This is a genomic window from Methylocystis sp. JAN1 (assembly GCF_052186135.1).
In the GTDB taxonomy this organism is placed as follows: Bacteria; Pseudomonadota; Alphaproteobacteria; order Rhizobiales; family Beijerinckiaceae; genus Methylocystis.
The window spans coordinates 2731840-2747311 of sequence record NZ_CP181499.1 but is presented as its reverse complement, the minus strand read 5'-3'; the positions used below and the strand labels follow the sequence as shown (position 1 = coordinate 2747311).

Annotated in this window: 14 protein-coding genes; 5 read left to right on the top strand and 9 right to left on the bottom strand. The window is 65.7% G+C overall.

Translation table 11 applies throughout. From position 1 onward, the window contains the following. Window positions 1-86: 86 nt before the first annotated feature. A complete protein-coding gene (locus tag ACNHKD_RS13190; protein WP_442753945.1) occupies window positions 87-1388 on the bottom strand; it encodes an ammonium transporter in 1302 nt (433 codons plus the stop codon). A gap of 92 nt (window positions 1389-1480) precedes the next feature. Continuing rightward, on the bottom strand, window positions 1481-1819 hold the full coding sequence (locus ACNHKD_RS13185) for a P-II family nitrogen regulator (protein WP_442753944.1): 339 nt from the start codon (window positions 1817-1819) through the stop codon (window positions 1481-1483). A 287-nt stretch (window positions 1820-2106) separates the two neighbouring features. Here ACNHKD_RS13185 and ACNHKD_RS13180 point away from each other — a divergent pair, with 287 nt between their 5' ends. Then, complete coding sequence (locus ACNHKD_RS13180; RefSeq protein WP_442753943.1) at window positions 2107-4236, top strand: caspase family protein; 2130 nt, start codon at window positions 2107-2109, stop codon at window positions 4234-4236. A 29-nt stretch (window positions 4237-4265) separates the two neighbouring features. After that, window positions 4266-4703: a hypothetical protein gene (locus ACNHKD_RS13175; protein ID WP_442753942.1), complete on the top strand. Its 438-nt coding sequence runs from the start codon at window positions 4266-4268 to the stop codon at window positions 4701-4703. A gap of 52 nt (window positions 4704-4755) precedes the next feature. On the opposite strand, the gene ACNHKD_RS13170 is transcribed toward ACNHKD_RS13175, so the two are convergent. Further along, a complete protein-coding gene (locus ACNHKD_RS13170) occupies window positions 4756-5601 on the bottom strand; it encodes a tetratricopeptide repeat protein (protein ID WP_442753941.1) in 846 nt (281 codons plus the stop codon). A 98-nt stretch (window positions 5602-5699) separates the two neighbouring features. Between ACNHKD_RS13170 and ACNHKD_RS13165 the strand changes: the two genes are divergently transcribed. Genes ACNHKD_RS13165 through ACNHKD_RS13155 form a run of 3 tightly spaced genes read left to right on the top strand, consistent with a single transcriptional unit; the run spans window position 5700 to window position 8408 of the window. After that, window positions 5700-7082: a leucyl aminopeptidase family protein gene (locus ACNHKD_RS13165; RefSeq protein ID WP_442756895.1), complete on the top strand. Its 1383-nt coding sequence runs from the start codon at window positions 5700-5702 to the stop codon at window positions 7080-7082. Between the two features lie 4 nt (window positions 7083-7086). Then, entirely contained in the window at window positions 7087-7938 is an 852-nt protein-coding gene (locus ACNHKD_RS13160) for a C40 family peptidase (protein ID WP_442753940.1), read from the top strand. An 8-nt stretch (window positions 7939-7946) separates the two neighbouring features. Further along, window positions 7947-8408, top strand: coding sequence for a MaoC family dehydratase (locus ACNHKD_RS13155; protein ID WP_442753939.1), 462 nt, complete (start codon window positions 7947-7949; stop codon window positions 8406-8408). Between the two features lie 6 nt (window positions 8409-8414). Here the strand turns inward: ACNHKD_RS13155 and ACNHKD_RS13150 are convergent, their stop codons facing one another. From ACNHKD_RS13150 to ACNHKD_RS13125, 6 genes are all read right to left on the bottom strand, one after another. Next, a complete protein-coding gene (locus tag ACNHKD_RS13150) occupies window positions 8415-9221 on the bottom strand; it encodes a phosphorylase family protein (RefSeq protein ID WP_442753938.1) in 807 nt (268 codons plus the stop codon). An 84-nt stretch (window positions 9222-9305) separates the two neighbouring features. Further along, window positions 9306-10946, bottom strand: a complete 1641-nt coding sequence (locus ACNHKD_RS13145; protein WP_442753937.1) for an ABC transporter ATP-binding protein — start codon at window positions 10944-10946, stop codon at window positions 9306-9308. Continuing rightward, entirely contained in the window at window positions 10943-11137 is a 195-nt protein-coding gene (locus tag ACNHKD_RS13140) for a hypothetical protein (protein WP_442753936.1), read from the bottom strand. Before ACNHKD_RS13140 ends, ACNHKD_RS13145 begins: the two co-directional genes overlap by 4 nt. Next, on the bottom strand, window positions 11137-12303 hold the full coding sequence (locus ACNHKD_RS13135; protein WP_442753935.1) for an ABC transporter permease: 1167 nt from the start codon (window positions 12301-12303) through the stop codon (window positions 11137-11139). The genes ACNHKD_RS13140 and ACNHKD_RS13135 overlap by 1 nt, the downstream gene beginning before the upstream one ends. Window position 12304: 1 nt before the next feature. Beyond that, window positions 12305-13417, bottom strand: coding sequence for a microcin C ABC transporter permease YejB (locus tag ACNHKD_RS13130; protein WP_442753934.1), 1113 nt, complete (start codon window positions 13415-13417; stop codon window positions 12305-12307). Window positions 13418-13463: 46 nt separating this feature from the next. Continuing rightward, window positions 13464-15365, bottom strand: coding sequence for an extracellular solute-binding protein (locus tag ACNHKD_RS13125; RefSeq protein ID WP_442753933.1), 1902 nt, complete (start codon window positions 15363-15365; stop codon window positions 13464-13466). Window positions 15366-15472 lie beyond the last annotated feature (107 nt).

Below are 15472 nucleotides of genomic sequence, written 5' to 3'. Positions count from 1 at the left end.
AAGGGCTTTAGAGGCGTGGTCGCGTCAAATGCAAGAGGCCCTCTCTCCGGTTCCTCGAAGAGAGGGCCTTGCGCCTTGCGCCCGCCTTACTGATGCAGCGCCTCGCCATGCAGAGCGATGTCCAGCCCTTCGCGCTCGTCGTCGCTCGTTACGCGCAGGCTTGTGAAGGCCGACACGATTTTCAGCGAAATCAGCGTCCCGATCACGCACCAGACGATCGTCACGCCGACGCCGATCGCCTGCACCACGAACTGATGCATGTCGCCTTCCAGCAGGCCCGCGACGCCGGGATTGCTTTCCGAGGCGGTGATCGCGCGCGTTGCGAAGACGCCCGCCATCAGCGTGCCCATGACGCCGCCGACGCCGTGAACGCCGAACACGTCGAGCGTGTCGTCATATTGGAATTTGTGCTTCGCGACGGTGCACATCCAGTAGCAGACGGCGCCGGCGATCAGGCCGATGACGACGCCGTGCCAGGGAAGGACATAGCCGGAGGCCGGCGTGATCGTGCCGAGCCCCGCGATCGCGCCGGACACCACGCCGAGCACGGAGGGCTTGCCGCGTTCGATCCATTCGAGCCCGCTCCACACGATCGCGCCCGCGCAGGCGGCGAGATGCGTCGCCACGATGGCGAAGACGGCGCGCGAATTGGCGCCCAGCGCCGAGCCGCCATTGAAGCCGAACCAGCCGACCCAGAGCAGGCCCGTGCCGACGACCGCGAGCGAGAGATCGAAGGGCGAAAGGTTCTCGCGGCCGAAGCCCACGCGATTGCCCAGGACGAGCGCGCAGACGAGGCCCGCGACGCCCGCGTTGATATGCACGACCGTGCCGCCCGCGAAATCGAGAAGGCCCATCTTCTGCAGGAAGCCGCCTCCCCACACCCAATGCGTGGAGGGCACATAGACGATGAAGAGCCAGACGATGCAGAAGAGGATGAAGGCCGAGAACTTCATGCGCTCGGCGACCGAGCCGCCGACCAGCGCGCAGGTGATGACCGCGAAGGTCATCTCGTAGATCATAAAGAGGATTTCGGGGATCCCCGTGGCGAATGGGCTGGCCGTGCCGACGCCGACGCCCGTGAGCAGCAAGCGCGCCGTATCGCCGATATAGGCGCCGTCGCCCGAGAAGGCGAGGCTATAGCCGATCCCGATCCATAGCAGCGAGACGACCGCCGTCGCGATGAGGCTCTGCGCCATGGTGGCGAGCACGTTCTTCTTGCGCACCATGCCGCTGTAGAAGAGCGCGAGGCCCGGCAGCGTCATCATCAGCACAAGCGCGGTGGAGACGATCATGAAGGCCGTATCCGCGCCGTTGATCTTGGGCGCGTCCTGCGCGAGGGCAGGGGTGGCGGCGAGGGCGCAGGCGAGCGCCGCGAAAAACTTACGCATTGGGAGCGTCCGGGTTTGTCGTTGATTGGTTTTATTGGCGGCGCTGCGGGCGCCTGTCCCCGCAAGGGGGAGGGGCGAAATCGCGGCCGCTGCTACAACGCCTCGTTATCCGTCTCGCCCGTGCGGATGCGGACGGCGCGTTCCAGCGGGGTCACGAAAATCTTGCCGTCCCCGATATGCCCGGTATGGGCGGCGCGACGAATCGACTCTACGGCGCGGTCGGCGAACTCGTCCGGCACGGCGATCTCGATCTTCACTTTTGGTAGGAAGGAAACGATATATTCGGCGCCGCGATAGATTTCGGTGTGACCCTTCTGGCGGCCGTAGCCCCTCACCTCTGTCGCGGTCATGCCGCGCACGTCGATCGCCATGAGGGCGTCGCGCACTTCGTCGAGCTTGAAGGGTTTGATGATGGCGGTGATGATTTTCATGTGTGCGGCGCTGCTTCCAATAACGGCAGGATGGGCGTTTCGTCAGCAATGCCCGTGCCAGGGTGCATATAATCTATACTAAACGGCGGTTCTGCGGGCGCCTATGACGGGCCGGCTTCCATACGAGGCGCCGACCGCTCAAAAAATTCACAAACTGTCCAAATAAACGGCGTGGAGTTTCCGTCTTCCCGCCATGCGCGGCCGCGCATGGTTCATCACGCATTCAGCGGCGAAGCTGCTGTATTGGAGACGCTTTTGGGGGCTGGCGTCCAGGGGGAGACAAGTGGATGCAGCTATTCCGGACGTTTCTGGCCGTCGCTGCGGTCATGATCGCCTTTGTCGCAGGAGCGCGCGCCGCCGAGCGGCGCCTCGCTCTGGTCGTCGGCGAATCCGCCTATGGCGCGAAGCCGCTGCCGGTGGCGGCGAACGACGCTGGTCTCGTCGCGCAGACCCTGCAGGCGGCCGGCTTCGACGTCACCGGCGCGCGCGACCTCGAAGAGGCGGCGCTCAAACAGACTTTCCGCGACTTTCTGGACAAGGCCGCCGAGGTGGGGCCCGATGCGGTCATCTTCGTCTATTTTTCGGGCTATGGTCTGCAGCTCGAAGGCGAAAACTATCTTCTGCCCGTTGACGTGCGGCTGACGCGCGACGCCGACATTCCCATGCGCGCGTTGCGCGTATCGGATTATCTGAAGCCGCTCGCCGCCTCGGGCGCCAGGCTCAGCGTCGTCGCGCTCGACGCCGCCCGCGCCAATCCATTCCATCTCGAAGGGCAACCCCTTGCCGGCGGCCTCGCCCTTTATGAGCCGGGCGGGCGGATGTTGCTCGCCTACAACGCCGCGCCGGGCACGATCGCCCCGGAAGCGACAGGCGACTACGGACCTTATGCTCATGCGCTCGCCGAAATGATCCGCGACGGCGGCGCGCCGCTGGCCGAGGTCTTCGAGAATACGCGCCTGCGCGTCTCGGAGATGACCAAGGGTGGGCAGATCCCGTGGAATTCGCAGGGCGTCCAGACGGACTTCCTGTTTTTTCAGCGCGACGCCGACGCGCCGGCGCGCGTCGCCGACGCGTCGCGTCTGGCGCGGCCCATCAAGGCGCTCGGGCCGGAGGAGGGTTTTTCGGCCGCGATCCGCCGCGACACTTTGCAGGGTTATCAGGATTATGTCGCCACCTATCCGGCCTCGCCCTACGCCAAGCGGGCGCGCGCCATTCTCGCAGCGCGGCGCGAGGCGCTGACCTGGCGCCGCTCACGCGTCGTGGACTCGCCCAACGCCTATTGGACCTATCTGCGCCGCTACCCGAAGGGCCCGCACGCCTGGGACGCGCGGCGCCGATTGGCCGAGTTGCGCTCCGAGCTGGAGCCGCCGCCAAACTTCGAGATGATCGCCTACGATTATCCGCCGCCGCCGCCGGAGGAGATCGTCTTCGTCGAGCAGCCGGCCGTTTATTTTGACGACCCGATGTGGGGCTTTGTTCCGCCCCCGCCGCCGCCGGTCTATCTGCTGCCCCCTCCGCCGCCGGATTTCGTCGTCCTGCCGCCGCCTGTCGTCATCGCGCAGCCCTATGTGCTGCCGGCGCCGCAATATGTGCCGATACCGGCCTGGCAGCGGACGCCCGATTACATCGCCCCGCCGCCGGACAATTTCATATACGCCAACGCGCATAACGCCATCGTCGTCGATCCGCGCGCGAATAATGTCGTGGTGCGCGACCCGGTGGGCGCGGTGATCTCCACCGGCGCGCTCACCGCGGTCGGGGCAGGGGCGGCGGCCGTCGCGGTGGGCGCGGCGCTGCCGAACTTCATCGCCAGGCGCAACGCGGCGACGCCCGCCGCCGTCGCGCCGGCGACGGGGCCGGCCGGGATCGATCCGGCGGCGCCTGGCGCCGGCGGCGCGCTTCCCGGCGGACAGGCGCCTCCGTCTTCGACCCCGGCGGCGGCCGGACTCCACAATGCTCAGCCGCTTCCGGCGGGGCGGGGCGTTCCGCCGGCGACTTCGGGGGCGGGGGGCGGGCCGGTCCAGGCCCAGCCCGCTGGAACGCCGCCTACGGGCGCGCCGAGCGCACATGCGTTGCCTGCGCCGCCGGCCCCGGCAGGGAAGGGGCTTCCGCCCAACGAGGCGGGACCGCGCGACCGCGCCTCGCCTTTGGGCCAGGAGCCGCAGCCGACCGCCAGTCCGCTTGGGGCCCGCGGGCTCGGCAACCCTCCGGCCAAAACTGTTTCACCCTCCCATGACGAGGGGCCCATGCGGAGCGGGGTCGGCGGGATGGCGCCGGCGGGATGGCGCCGGCCGGCGGGCCGGACGCCGCACAGCGCCAAACGCCAGTCGGTCGAAACGGCGCGTCGCCGCCCGCGCGTTCGACCCCGCCGCAACGGCGCGACGCCGGACAGACGCAGCGCCCGCTTCGGGCGATAGAGCGCCCGCAACCGAGCTTCGGCGAGTCGATGGGGCGGCCCGGCGCGTCGCCGATGCGCGACCCCATGGGCATGCCGGCGCCCGGCATGCGCGATTTTGGCGTCGACCGCTCGCCCCCGCGCATTCGGGAGGCGCCGCAGGGCATCGCGTCGCCGCGGGGTTTCCCCCGCGAAGACGTGCGCGGCGGGCGCGAGCCCATGCAGCCGCCGCATATGCGTGCGGGGTCGCCGCCCGGAATGCCGCCGCAAATGCGCGAGATGGCGCCGCCCGCCGCGCATGCGCCGCCGCCCGACCGCGGCCCGCCGGCCGGCATGATGCGGCAGCCGCCGTCGCCCTCGCCGCAGGCGGCGCCCGCCATGATGCGCCCGGCGACGCCGGCGCCGCGCCTTTCGCCGCAGAATAATGAGGGCGTTCGGCATGGCGGCGGCGGACGTGGGGCGCCGCCGGGTTTCGGCGGAATGCGATGAATTGGCCTCAAAAATAAAGATGCGAGCCTGAAGGCTCGCGGTCCTTCGGCGCTTATAGGGACCGCGCGCCTTCAGGCGCGCAGCACTTCCTTGCGCCGTTGCGCTTCGGCGCCGTTTGAATGTCGCGCCAGGTGTCGGACTGCGAGATCATCTGGCGGATGGAGGCGACGTTCTGTGCGGCGTCGATGGGCGGCAGGTCGCGCCGCGACCATTCCTCGGCCTCGGGGAACTTGCCCTGCAGCGCCAGCACCAGCGCGAGATTCTGGCGCACGCGCATGTCGGCCGTCGGCTGGCTCGCGGCGAGGCGCAGGGTTTCTTCCGCGTGCGGCAGATCTTTCGCGAGCGCGTAGGAAAGGCCGAGATTGGACAGAACGGACGGCTCGTTGGGCCGGATCTTCAAGGCGTCTTCGTAATAGCCGCGTGCGGCGGCGTGATCGCCGAGGCGGTCGGCGAGCGAGCCCTGCGCCGAAAGGATCGACCAGTCGGGCCGCTCCGGCGTGTGCGCCTTGCGCAGAACCTCGGCGGCCTGCTGCACATTGCCCGCATCGGCAAGCGCCTTGCCATAGGCGCCGAGGACCTTCATATCGTCGGGATAGGTGATCGCCAGCCCTTGCAGCACGGCGACGGCCTGCGTGTTCTGGTCGAGCGCTTGCAAGGCCTTGGCGTAGGTCAGCGCGGTGGTCTTATCCTTCGGATTGCGGTCGTAACGCCGCCCCCAATCCTCGGCGAAGCGGCGGAGTTCGCCTTCGTCCGAGGGCAGGGTCGTGGAGGACCGGCCGATGGAGCCCGTAATGTCGCCAAGGGAGGTTTTGTTGCAGCCGGAAAGTCCGACAAGCGCGGCGAGCGCGAGAGCGCAAAGGGGGAGCTGTCTTGCGGAGGGAAGGAGCGCCTTGGTCACGGCGAATCTGTTCCGATCTGAATGGATGAGCTTCGATCCCGAGCAATAAAGCGTTAACCCTAATGGATGCTTAACAAAGGCTGAAAGCGGCGATGACGATGAAGCTTGAAGACTGGTCCGCCGAGGCGACCGCGATCGATTTCGTGGACAAGAGCGGTTGGCCGCAGGTCAAGGAGGGCCTGCCGTCAATCGTCTCCGCGCTCGCCTCCGCCACCGGATTTGAGGGAAAGCCCGGAACCCAGCTTATCGTTCCGGCGCTCGACGGCGCGCCGGCGCGCGTCTTCTTTGGCGTCGAGGACGCGGACGCCAGGAAGCGCGACCCCTTCCTCGTCGGCAAGCTGGCCTCCCTGCCCGCCGGGCTCTATCGCTTTGGAGACGGCGTCGCCGATCCGCAACAGGCGGCGCTCGCCTTTCTGCTCGCAAGCTATTCCTTTACGCGCTATTCGACCCCGAAAGGCGAGAAGGCGCGCCTCTGCGCGCCGGAGGGAATCGACCGCGCACGCGTCGAGCGCATCGCAAGCGCGGTTGCGCTTGGTCGCGATCTCGTCAACACGCCCGCGAACGACATGGGGCCGGAGGCTTTGGCCGAAGCAGCTCTGGCGCTTGCGGCGAAGCACGGCGCCCAGTCGCGCGCCATCGTCGGCGACGCGCTTCTCGCCGAGAATTTCCCGCTGATCCACGCCGTCGGCCGCGCCTCGGCGCAGGCGCCGCGGCTCGTCGAGTTCACACATGGACCCGAGGACGGGCTGAAGGTGACGCTGGTCGGCAAGGGCGTCTGTTACGACACGGGCGGTCTCGACATCAAGCCGTCTTCCGCCATGGCCCTCATGAAGAAGGACATGGGCGGCGCGGCGACGACTCTCGCGCTCGCTTCGATGATCATGGACGGCGACGCGCCCGTGCGGCTGCGCGTTCTGCTGCCGATCGTCGAAAACTCGATCTCGTCGAACGCCTTCCGCACGGGCGACATCTACCGCAGCCGCAAGGGCCTGACGGTCGAGATCGGAAATACGGATGCGGAGGGCCGTCTCATCCTTGCCGACGCGCTCGCTTATGGGAGCGAGGGCGAGCCCGATCTGCTGTTCAACTTCGCGACGCTCACGGGCGCCGCGCGCGTGGCGTTGGGACCGGAGCTGCCGCCTTTCTATACGGGCGACGACGCGCTCGCCGAAGAGATCTCCGCGCATGGCCGCGCCTCCAACGATCCCGTCTGGCGCCTGCCGCTCTGGGATAATTACGACAATGGACTGGACGGCAAGATCTCCGATCTCGTCAGCGTCACGAGCGGCGGCTTTTCGGGCTCCATCGTCGCGGCTTTGTTTCTTCGCCGCTTCGTGGCCGACCCGACGCGCTGGGCGCATTTCGACGTCTATTGCTGGAATCCCTCGACAAAGCCGGGCCGGCCTGAGGGCGGCGAGGTGCAGAGCGCGCGGCTGCTTTATCAACTGATCGAAGATCGCGCCTCGCGCGGAAAGGCTTAAAAATTTGAGCGAGACATTCGACCGGCGGCTCACGCCTGCGCGGCCCGACCTTGCGGCCGCCTATCTCAAGGGCCGCGTCACGGCGGACCGTTATGTCGAAGGCGCCGTGATGGAGGTGAAGGAGGGCGTCGTCGACCTGCGTCGCGAACCGCGCCCCGATTGCCCCATCGACACGCAGGCGCTCTATGGCGAGCGCGTGACCGTCTATGACGAGGAGGAAGGCTGGGCCTGGGCGCAGCTCGACCGCGACGGCTATGTCGGCTGGATCGCTGCGAATACGCTGTGGAGCGCCTTGCGCTCGCCCACGCATCGCGTTTGCGTGCCGCGCACTTTCGTTTATCCGGCCGCGAGCATCAAGCAGCCGCCTTTGCTCGCTCTGCCGCTGAGCGCCGAAGTCGAGATCGTGGACGAGCGCGAGAACTTCCATGTGATGCGCGATCTCGGCTTCATCTGGCGCCCGCATCTCGCGCAGCTCGACAGGCCGGCGGCGGATTTCGTCGCCGTGGCCGAGACGCTGATCGGCGCGCCTTACCTTTGGGGCGGCAAGTCCTCGATCGGCGTCGACTGTTCCGGCCTCGTGCAGATCTCGCTCGCGGCGGCCGGCAAAAAGGCGCCGCGCGACAGCGACATGCAGGAAGCGCGGCTTGGAAGGCCCGTCGAGATCGGCGCGCCCCTGCAACGCGGCGATCTCATTTTCTGGAAAGGCCATGTGGGAATCATGCGCGACGCGGCGACGCTGCTGCACGCCAACGGCGCGCATATGCTCGTCTCTAGCGAGCCGCTCGATCTGGTTCGCACGCGCAATCTGAGCGCAGGCGCCGGGGACATTACCGCCGTGAAGCGCCTGGAAGGCTAGTCGCGGCGATGTCGAAACCCGTTTATTTCGAAGACCTCGCCGTCGGTCAGCGTCTGGAGTCGTCATCGGTCGAGATGACCGAGGAGAGCATGGTCCGATTCTCGCGCGACAATGATCCGCAATTCTTCCATGTCGATCCCGAGGCGGCGAAGGAAAGCATGTTCGGCGGGCTGGTTGGCAGCGGCTGGCAGACCGGCGCGCTTACTTTGCGCCTCTTGCTGGAAAAATCCGGCCTGTCCTTCGCGGGCGGCGTCGTGGGCATGGATGCGCATATTTCATGGAAACGCCCGGTGCGGCCAGGCGACCGGCTTCATATCGAGGGCGAGATCACGAAGTTGCGGGCCTCGCGCTCCCAGCCGGACAGGGGATTCGTCACGTTCCGCGCGGCGACGCTGAATGGCGACGGGGAAACCGTGCAGACAATCGAGGCGACGATGCTCGCCTTCCGGGATCCCGCGCGGCGCGCTTGAGGCGGATCAGCGCATTCTGACGAAGGAGCGCATCAGCCGCTTCGTCGCGACGACGCCCGCGACCGCGGGGCCGCGCGTGATGTCCGCATTGGGATTGCCGTTGGAGAAGCCCGCGCCGAAATCCGTCACGACGGCGACGCCCGCGAAATTCAGGCCGTAGCGTCGAGCGAGGATCGCTTCCGGGACGATCGTCCAGCCGAAAATGTCGGCCCCGAGCTGGCGCGCGACTTTCGCCTCCGCCGGCGTCTCGAAGCTCGGTCCTGAGAACCACATCAAGACGCCGTCATGCACGGCCACGCCCGCCGTCGCGGCGGCGGTCTTGATGCGCCTCAGAAGCCGCTTGTCATAGGCGTCGTTCATATTGACCGTCGCCTTGCCGCCAGCGGCCGCGCCGATCAGCGGGTTAAGCCCTGTGAAATTGATGTGGTCGGTCACCATGACGATGCTGCTGGGCACGAGATCGGCCTGCACGGACAGCACCAGCCCCGTGCACAGAACGTTGCGCACCCCGAGAAGCGCCATCGTCTCCAGCGGCGTCGACATCAGGCTGGGGTCGCCGGTCTCGTAGAAGGTCGAACGCCCCTTGAGAATGGCCGTCGTGAGCCCGTCGATCTGGGAAATGATGAACTCGCCATCCTCCACGCCTGGCGCCACGGGGAAACCCGGAAGTTCGGAATAGGAAAAGGAGGCGACGCGCTCGCCAAGGTCCGCGATGCCGAAGAAAGCGCGCCCGAGAATGATCGCCGCGTCGATCGCGCCGGCGTCGCGACGCGACCTGATAATAACGGCGGCTTCCTCGGCGGGGGTCGTCATCTCTTCCTCTGAGCTCCGGCGAATCGATCAAAACACGCCTTGACTCTTGCAGCCGCTAAGGCCGCGATCAAGCATAAGGCAATATTAAAATTGGCTCTTCGATTGGCAGTGCATGTCAATCAATTCTGATTGATTCCGAAACGCCGCCGCAAAAAGCGCCTTCGTATAATCATTTTCCGGATGAGCGAAGACTTGCTGCGCCGGGCCGGACTCTACGACTTTTCCGTGTCGCATGACAATCAGGCGCCCCGCCAACGCCTTCACCACGCGCAGGTCATGGCTAATGAACAGATAAGCCAAAGCGCGGCGCCGTTGGAGGTCGCGCAGCAAATCGATGATCTGCGCCTGAACCGACATGTCGAGCGCCGAAGTGGGCTCGTCCAGTACGACGAGTTTCGGTTCGAGCGCCATGGCGCGGGCGATGGCGATGCGCTGGCGCTGGCCGCCGGAGAATTCGTGCGGATAGCGATCCATCGTCGCCGGATCGAGGCCGGTTTCTTTCAGGGCGCGCGCCACGATCTCCCGCTGCTCGTCGAGCGTGAGCTCCGGCCGCTGCACGGTGAGGCCCTCCGCGACGATCTCCGCAACCGACATGCGAGGCGAGAGCGAGCCATAGGGATCTTGAAACACGATCTGCATGTCTCGCCGCAGCGGGCGCATCTCCGCGACGCTCTTCCCGTCGATGCGGGAGCCGAGGAAGACGATCGGCCCGTCCGAGCGGATGAGGCGGAGCATGGCGAGCGCCAGCGTCGTCTTTCCCGAGCCCGACTCGCCGACGACGCCCACCGTGCCGCCCGCGCGCACCTGCAGCGTCACCCCGTCCACCGCCTTGATGTGATCCACCGTGCGGCGCATGAAGCCGCGCTTGATGGGAAACCAGACGCGCAGATCGTCGGCGGAAATGACGACGGGGGCGTTCTCGTCCTCGACGACGGGCTCGCCCTTGGGTTCCGCTGTGAGAAGCGTCCTGGTGTAGGGGTGGCTCGGCGCCGTGAAGACCGCCTGCACGTCGCCGCTCTCGACGATGCGCCCCTTTTGCATGACGCAGACTCTATCGGCGAAGCGGCGCACGAGATTGAGGTCGTGCGTGATGAAGAGGATCGCCATTCCGTAGGTCTGCTGAAGACGCTCCAGCAGCGCGATGATCTGCGCCTGCACGGTGACGTCGAGCGCGGTCGTGGGCTCGTCGGCGATCAGCAGGTCCGGTTTGTTGGCGAGCGCCATGGCGATCATGACGCGCTGGCGTTGCCCGCCTGACAGCTGATGCGGGTAGGCTCCGAGCCGCGCCTCGGGATTTGGAATGCCGACCTCGGCGAGCAGCTCAATCACGCGCTTGCGCATGGCGTCGCGGCCGCGCATGCCGTGGAGCTCCAGGATTTCCGCAATCTGCTGCTCGATCGTGTGCAACGGGTTCAGGGAGGTCATGGGCTCCTGAAAGACCATGGTGATGCGCGCGCCGCGAACCGCGCGCAGCTCCCCCTCGCTGATCCTGAGCATATCCTTCCCGGCGAACAGCGCCTGGCCCGTCGCCATGGCGCCCGGCGGCAGGAGCCGCACAATGGAAAGCGCGCTGATCGATTTGCCGGAGCCGGACTCGCCGACGAGCGCGAGCGTCTTTCCCCGCTCGACGGAGAAGGAGACGCCGTCGACGGCTTTCGTCTCGCGCTTGCCTTGCAGGAAGGAAACGGAGAGGTCGCGGATGTCGAGGAGGGGGGTGGAGGTCATTGTCCGTCTCGATCGCTCGATTTTTCGGCAGGGAGCAACGCAGGTTTCTTCGGCGCCCATAAAGAGGCTTGTTCCTCCCGCTCAATCGTGACCGTCACCAACGTGTTCAAGGGGATTCCTTCCCACAAATCTTCCGGCAGATTCGCCGCAGGGTAATGCCTGTGCATGATTTTCTTGATCTTTGCCCCCATCACCGGAAATTCTTTCTCGGATCGAAGGCGTCGCGCACGGCCTCGCCGACGAAGACGAGAAGCGACAGCATGAGCGCGATGATGGCGAAGCCGGTGAGGCCGAGCCAGGGCGCCTGGAGATTGGATTTGCCCTGCAGCAGCAATTCGCCGAGCGAGGGCGAGCCGGGCGGCAAGCCGAAGCCCAGGAAGTCCAGCGCCGTGAGCGTCGTAATCGACGAGTTGAGGATGAAGGGCAGGAAGGTGAGCGTTGCGACAGTGGCGTTGGGCAGCAGATGCTTCCAGATAATGCGGAAATTGGTGAGCCCCAGCGCGCGGGCCGCGTTCACATATTCGAAGTTTCGCGCGCGCAGGAACTCGGCGCGCACGACATGAACGAGGGAGACCCACGAGAAGAGGAGCAGGATGCCGAGCAGCACGAAGAAGCCTGGCGTGAGGAAGCTTGAGATGATGATGAGCAGATAAAGCTGCGGCAGGGACGACCAGACCTCGATGAAGCGCTGGAAGACGAGATCGACCCGCCCGCCGAAATAGCCCTGTATCGCTCCCGCCGCGACGCCGATGATCGAGGAGATCGTCGCGAGGATGAGCCCGAAAAGCACGGAGATGCGGAAGCCGTAGAGCAGGCGCGCGACGACGTCGCGGCCCTGATCGTCCGTGCCCAGCCAGTTATATTCCAGCGCCGCGCAGCCGCGATTGGGCTCGCCGGAACGCAGTCCCCTGGCGGCGGCGATCTCGCATTGCTTCTGCGTCAGCATCCAGGTCGGCGGAGAGGGCGCGGGCGTCGGCAGTTCGAGGTTATGCGTGTCGTAGGAATAGCGCACCGGCGGCCAGAGCATCCAGCCATGGGCGTTGATCTCGTTGGCGATGACCGGATCGCGATAGTCGGTGCGCGCCAGAAAGCCGCCGAACTTCTCCTCCGGATAGGTGACGAAGGCCGGGAAGAGCAACTCGCCCTTGTACCAGGCGAGGATCGGCCTGTCGTTCGCCAGAACGTTGGAGAGGAGCGACATGACGAAAAGCGTCATGAAAATCCAGAAAGACCAATAGCCGCGCTTGTTCGCCTTGAAATTGGCGAGCCGGCGCTGGTCGAGCGGCGAGAGGCGCAGAAGCCCGTCGCGGGCGATGGGCGGGGCGAGGCGGGCCGGGGCGTCGGTCGTGGCGCTCATGTCAGACCTCGCGCGTCTCGAAATCGATCCGCGGATCGATCCAGGTATAGGTGAGATCGGAGAGGAGGTTCACCACGAGACCCACCAGTGCGAAGATATAGAGATTGGCGAAGACGACCGGATAGTCGCGGTTCACGATGCTCTCGAAAGAGAGATAGCCGAGCCCGTCGAGCGAGAAGATCGTCTCGATCAGCACGGAGCCGGTGAGGAAGGCGTGGACGAAAGCGCCCGGAAAGCCCGCAATGACGATCAGCATGGCGTTGCGGAAGACGTGCCCATAGAGAACGCGGTTCTCGGTCAGGCCCTTCATGCGCGCGGTCTGCACATATTGCTTGCGGATTTCGTCGAGGAAGGAATTCTTGGTCAGAAAGGTCTGCGTGGCGAAGGCGCCGAGCGTCATGGCGCTCACCGGCAGAACGATATGCCAGAGATAATCCTTTACCTTTCCAAATAGCGTGAGCTGGTCGAAATCGTCGGAGGTGAGGCCGCGCAGCGGGAAGATCTGCCAGAAGGAACCGCCCGCGAAGAGCACGATCAGCAGCATGGCGAAGAGGAAGCTCGGGATCGCATAGCCGACGATGATGAGGTTTGACGTCCACATGTCGAATCTCGTGCCGTCGCGCACCGCCTTGGCGATGCCCAGCGGAATGGAGATCGAGTAGGAAAGCAGCGTCATCCACAGGCCGAGCGACATGGAGACGGGAAGCTTCTCGCCAATGAGCTTGATGACGCTTTCGTCGCGGAAATAGCTCCGCCCGAAATCGAACATCGCGTAGTTCTTCACCATCAGCAGGAAGCGTTCCCAGGCCGGCTTGTCGAAGCCGAACTGCTTTTCGAGCTCCGCGATGAATTTGGGATCGAGCCCCTGCGCGCCGCGATATTTCGACGTGGTGTCCGCCGCGCCGCCGGTCGCCTGCCCGCCGCTCGTCTGCGCAACGTCGCCCCCGCCGCCGGAAAAGCGCGAAGTGGCGCCGACGTCGAAGCCCTGAAGCTGCGCGATGATACGCTCGACGGGGCCGCCGGGCGCGAATTGCACGATGGCGAAGGAGATAAGCATGATTCCCAGAATCGTCGGAATCATCAGCAGCACGCGGCGTGCGATATAGGCGCCCATTCTAACGTCCCGTGTTTTTCATACGGACCGGCATGTCATACGGTTTTCAGCGTCCGGCGAAGTTGATCTTGCGCGCGCGGTCTTCGTCCCACCACCAGGTCGAGATGTAGCCGACCTCATATTTCGGCGGCCGCTCAGGCCGGCCGAAAACGTCCCAATGCGCGATGCGCTCGACCGGCGTGTACCAGTGAAAGATTTGATAATGTCCGGCGCGCAGCGTGCGGTCGAGCGCGCGGCAGGCGGTGACGAGTTCAGCGCGGGACTCGGCCTTGAGCGCCTTGTCGATCAGCGCGTCGACCGCCTTGTCGGAAATGCCCGCCAGATTGCGAGAGCCATGGAATCTTGCCGCATCGGAGCCAAAATAGTTCCGTAGCTCCTCGCCGGGCGAATGGCTGACGACCAGATTGTCGACCGTCACGTCGAAGTCGAACGTCTCCAGCCGCTGCTTGTATTGCGCGCTGTCGATCACGCGAAAGGTCGCCTTCACGCCGAGTAGTCGAAGATTCTTGATGAAGGGAAGGGTGATCCGCTCAAAGAGATTGTAGCGGTCGAGAAACTCGAATTCGAGCGGCTTGCCGTCCGGCAGCAGCAGCACGTCGCCCTTGCGCGTGCAGCCGGCGGCGAGCAGGAGATCATTGGCCTTGCGCAGAAGATTGCGGTCCTGGCCCGAGCCATCGGAAACAGGCGGCAGGGGGACCGGGCCGAAAACCGCGGCCGGCAGCTCCGCCCGGTATGGTTCGAGCAGGACAAGCTCCGCCGCGTCGGGCGTTCCCGTCGCGGCGAGCTCGGAATTCTCGAAATAGGATGTGACGCGCTTATAGGCGTCATACATCAGATTGTGGCTTGCCCATTCGAAGTCGAAGGCGTAGCCGAGCGCCTCGCGAATGCGCGCGTCCTTGAACATCGGGCGGCGCGTGTTGAAGTACCAGCCCTGAATGCCCGGGATGCGGCGGCTCGGGAACGTCTCCTTTATCACGCGCTTGTCGCGCACCGCCGGAAAGTCGTAGCCGGTCGCCCAGATGCGCGCCGTGTCCTCGACCCGAAGCGTGTACGCGCCCGCCTTGAAGCCTTCGAAGGCGACGTTGCTGTCGCCGAAATATTCGAACCTGATCTGGTCGAAATTGTTTTGGCCGACATTGACGGGCAGGTCCTTGCCCCAATAGTCAGCGACGCGGTCGAAGGCGTTGAAACGGCCCTGTTCGAAGGCGCCGATCTTATAGGCGCCCGAGCCCAGGGGCGGCTCCAGCGTGGTTTCGTCGAAGGCGCGGTTGGCGTAATAGGCCTTCGAAAAGATCGGCTGACCCGCGACGATCAGCGGCAGATCCCGGGTGCGGCCGGGCGCGAACCGCACCGCCAGCACGTCGTCCGCCTCCGGCTCCGCGGAAACCAGATCGCGCAGCATCTGCGCGATGATGGGATGGCCCTTGCTCTTGAGGATGTTGAGCGAGAAGGCGCAGTCTTCCGCCGTGAGCTTCGACCCGTCATGGAACCGGGCCTCGGGCCGCAGCAAAAAACGGTAAGTGAGCTTGTCGGCGGAGATGCGCACGGCCCGCGCGACGAGTCCGTAATAGGCGTCGCGTTCGTCATAGCTTTGGGAAAGCAGGCTGTCGAAAACGAGCGATACGCCCTGCGCCGGCGTGCCGCGCAGGATGTAGCCGTTGAGCGAGTCGAAGGTCGACGCCTGCGTCGTCAGGATCAACTGGCCGCCCTTCGGCGCGTCCGGAGCGACATAGCCATACTGCTTGAAATTCGCCGGTTCGGCGAGATCGCCAAAAGTCGAGAGCCCGTGGGTCTCGATCTCGCCGGGGGCGGGCGCCGGCGTCGCGTCGGCCGTCTTCACGCCGCCTTTGGCGAAGGCCTGCGGCGCGAAAGCCGCTGCGGCGCCGAGCGCGCCGGCGCGGATCAGCCGGCGGCGGGAGAGCGGGTAGGCGAAGGGAATGTCAGCCAAATCGACCTCGGGGAGGGAGGGGGACGGCGCATCGCGCGCGGCCACTGATTCTACCCAGATTATGTCGGTTTTTGGCGGGCTCGCCAGTGGCTATCGGCGCTGCCTGA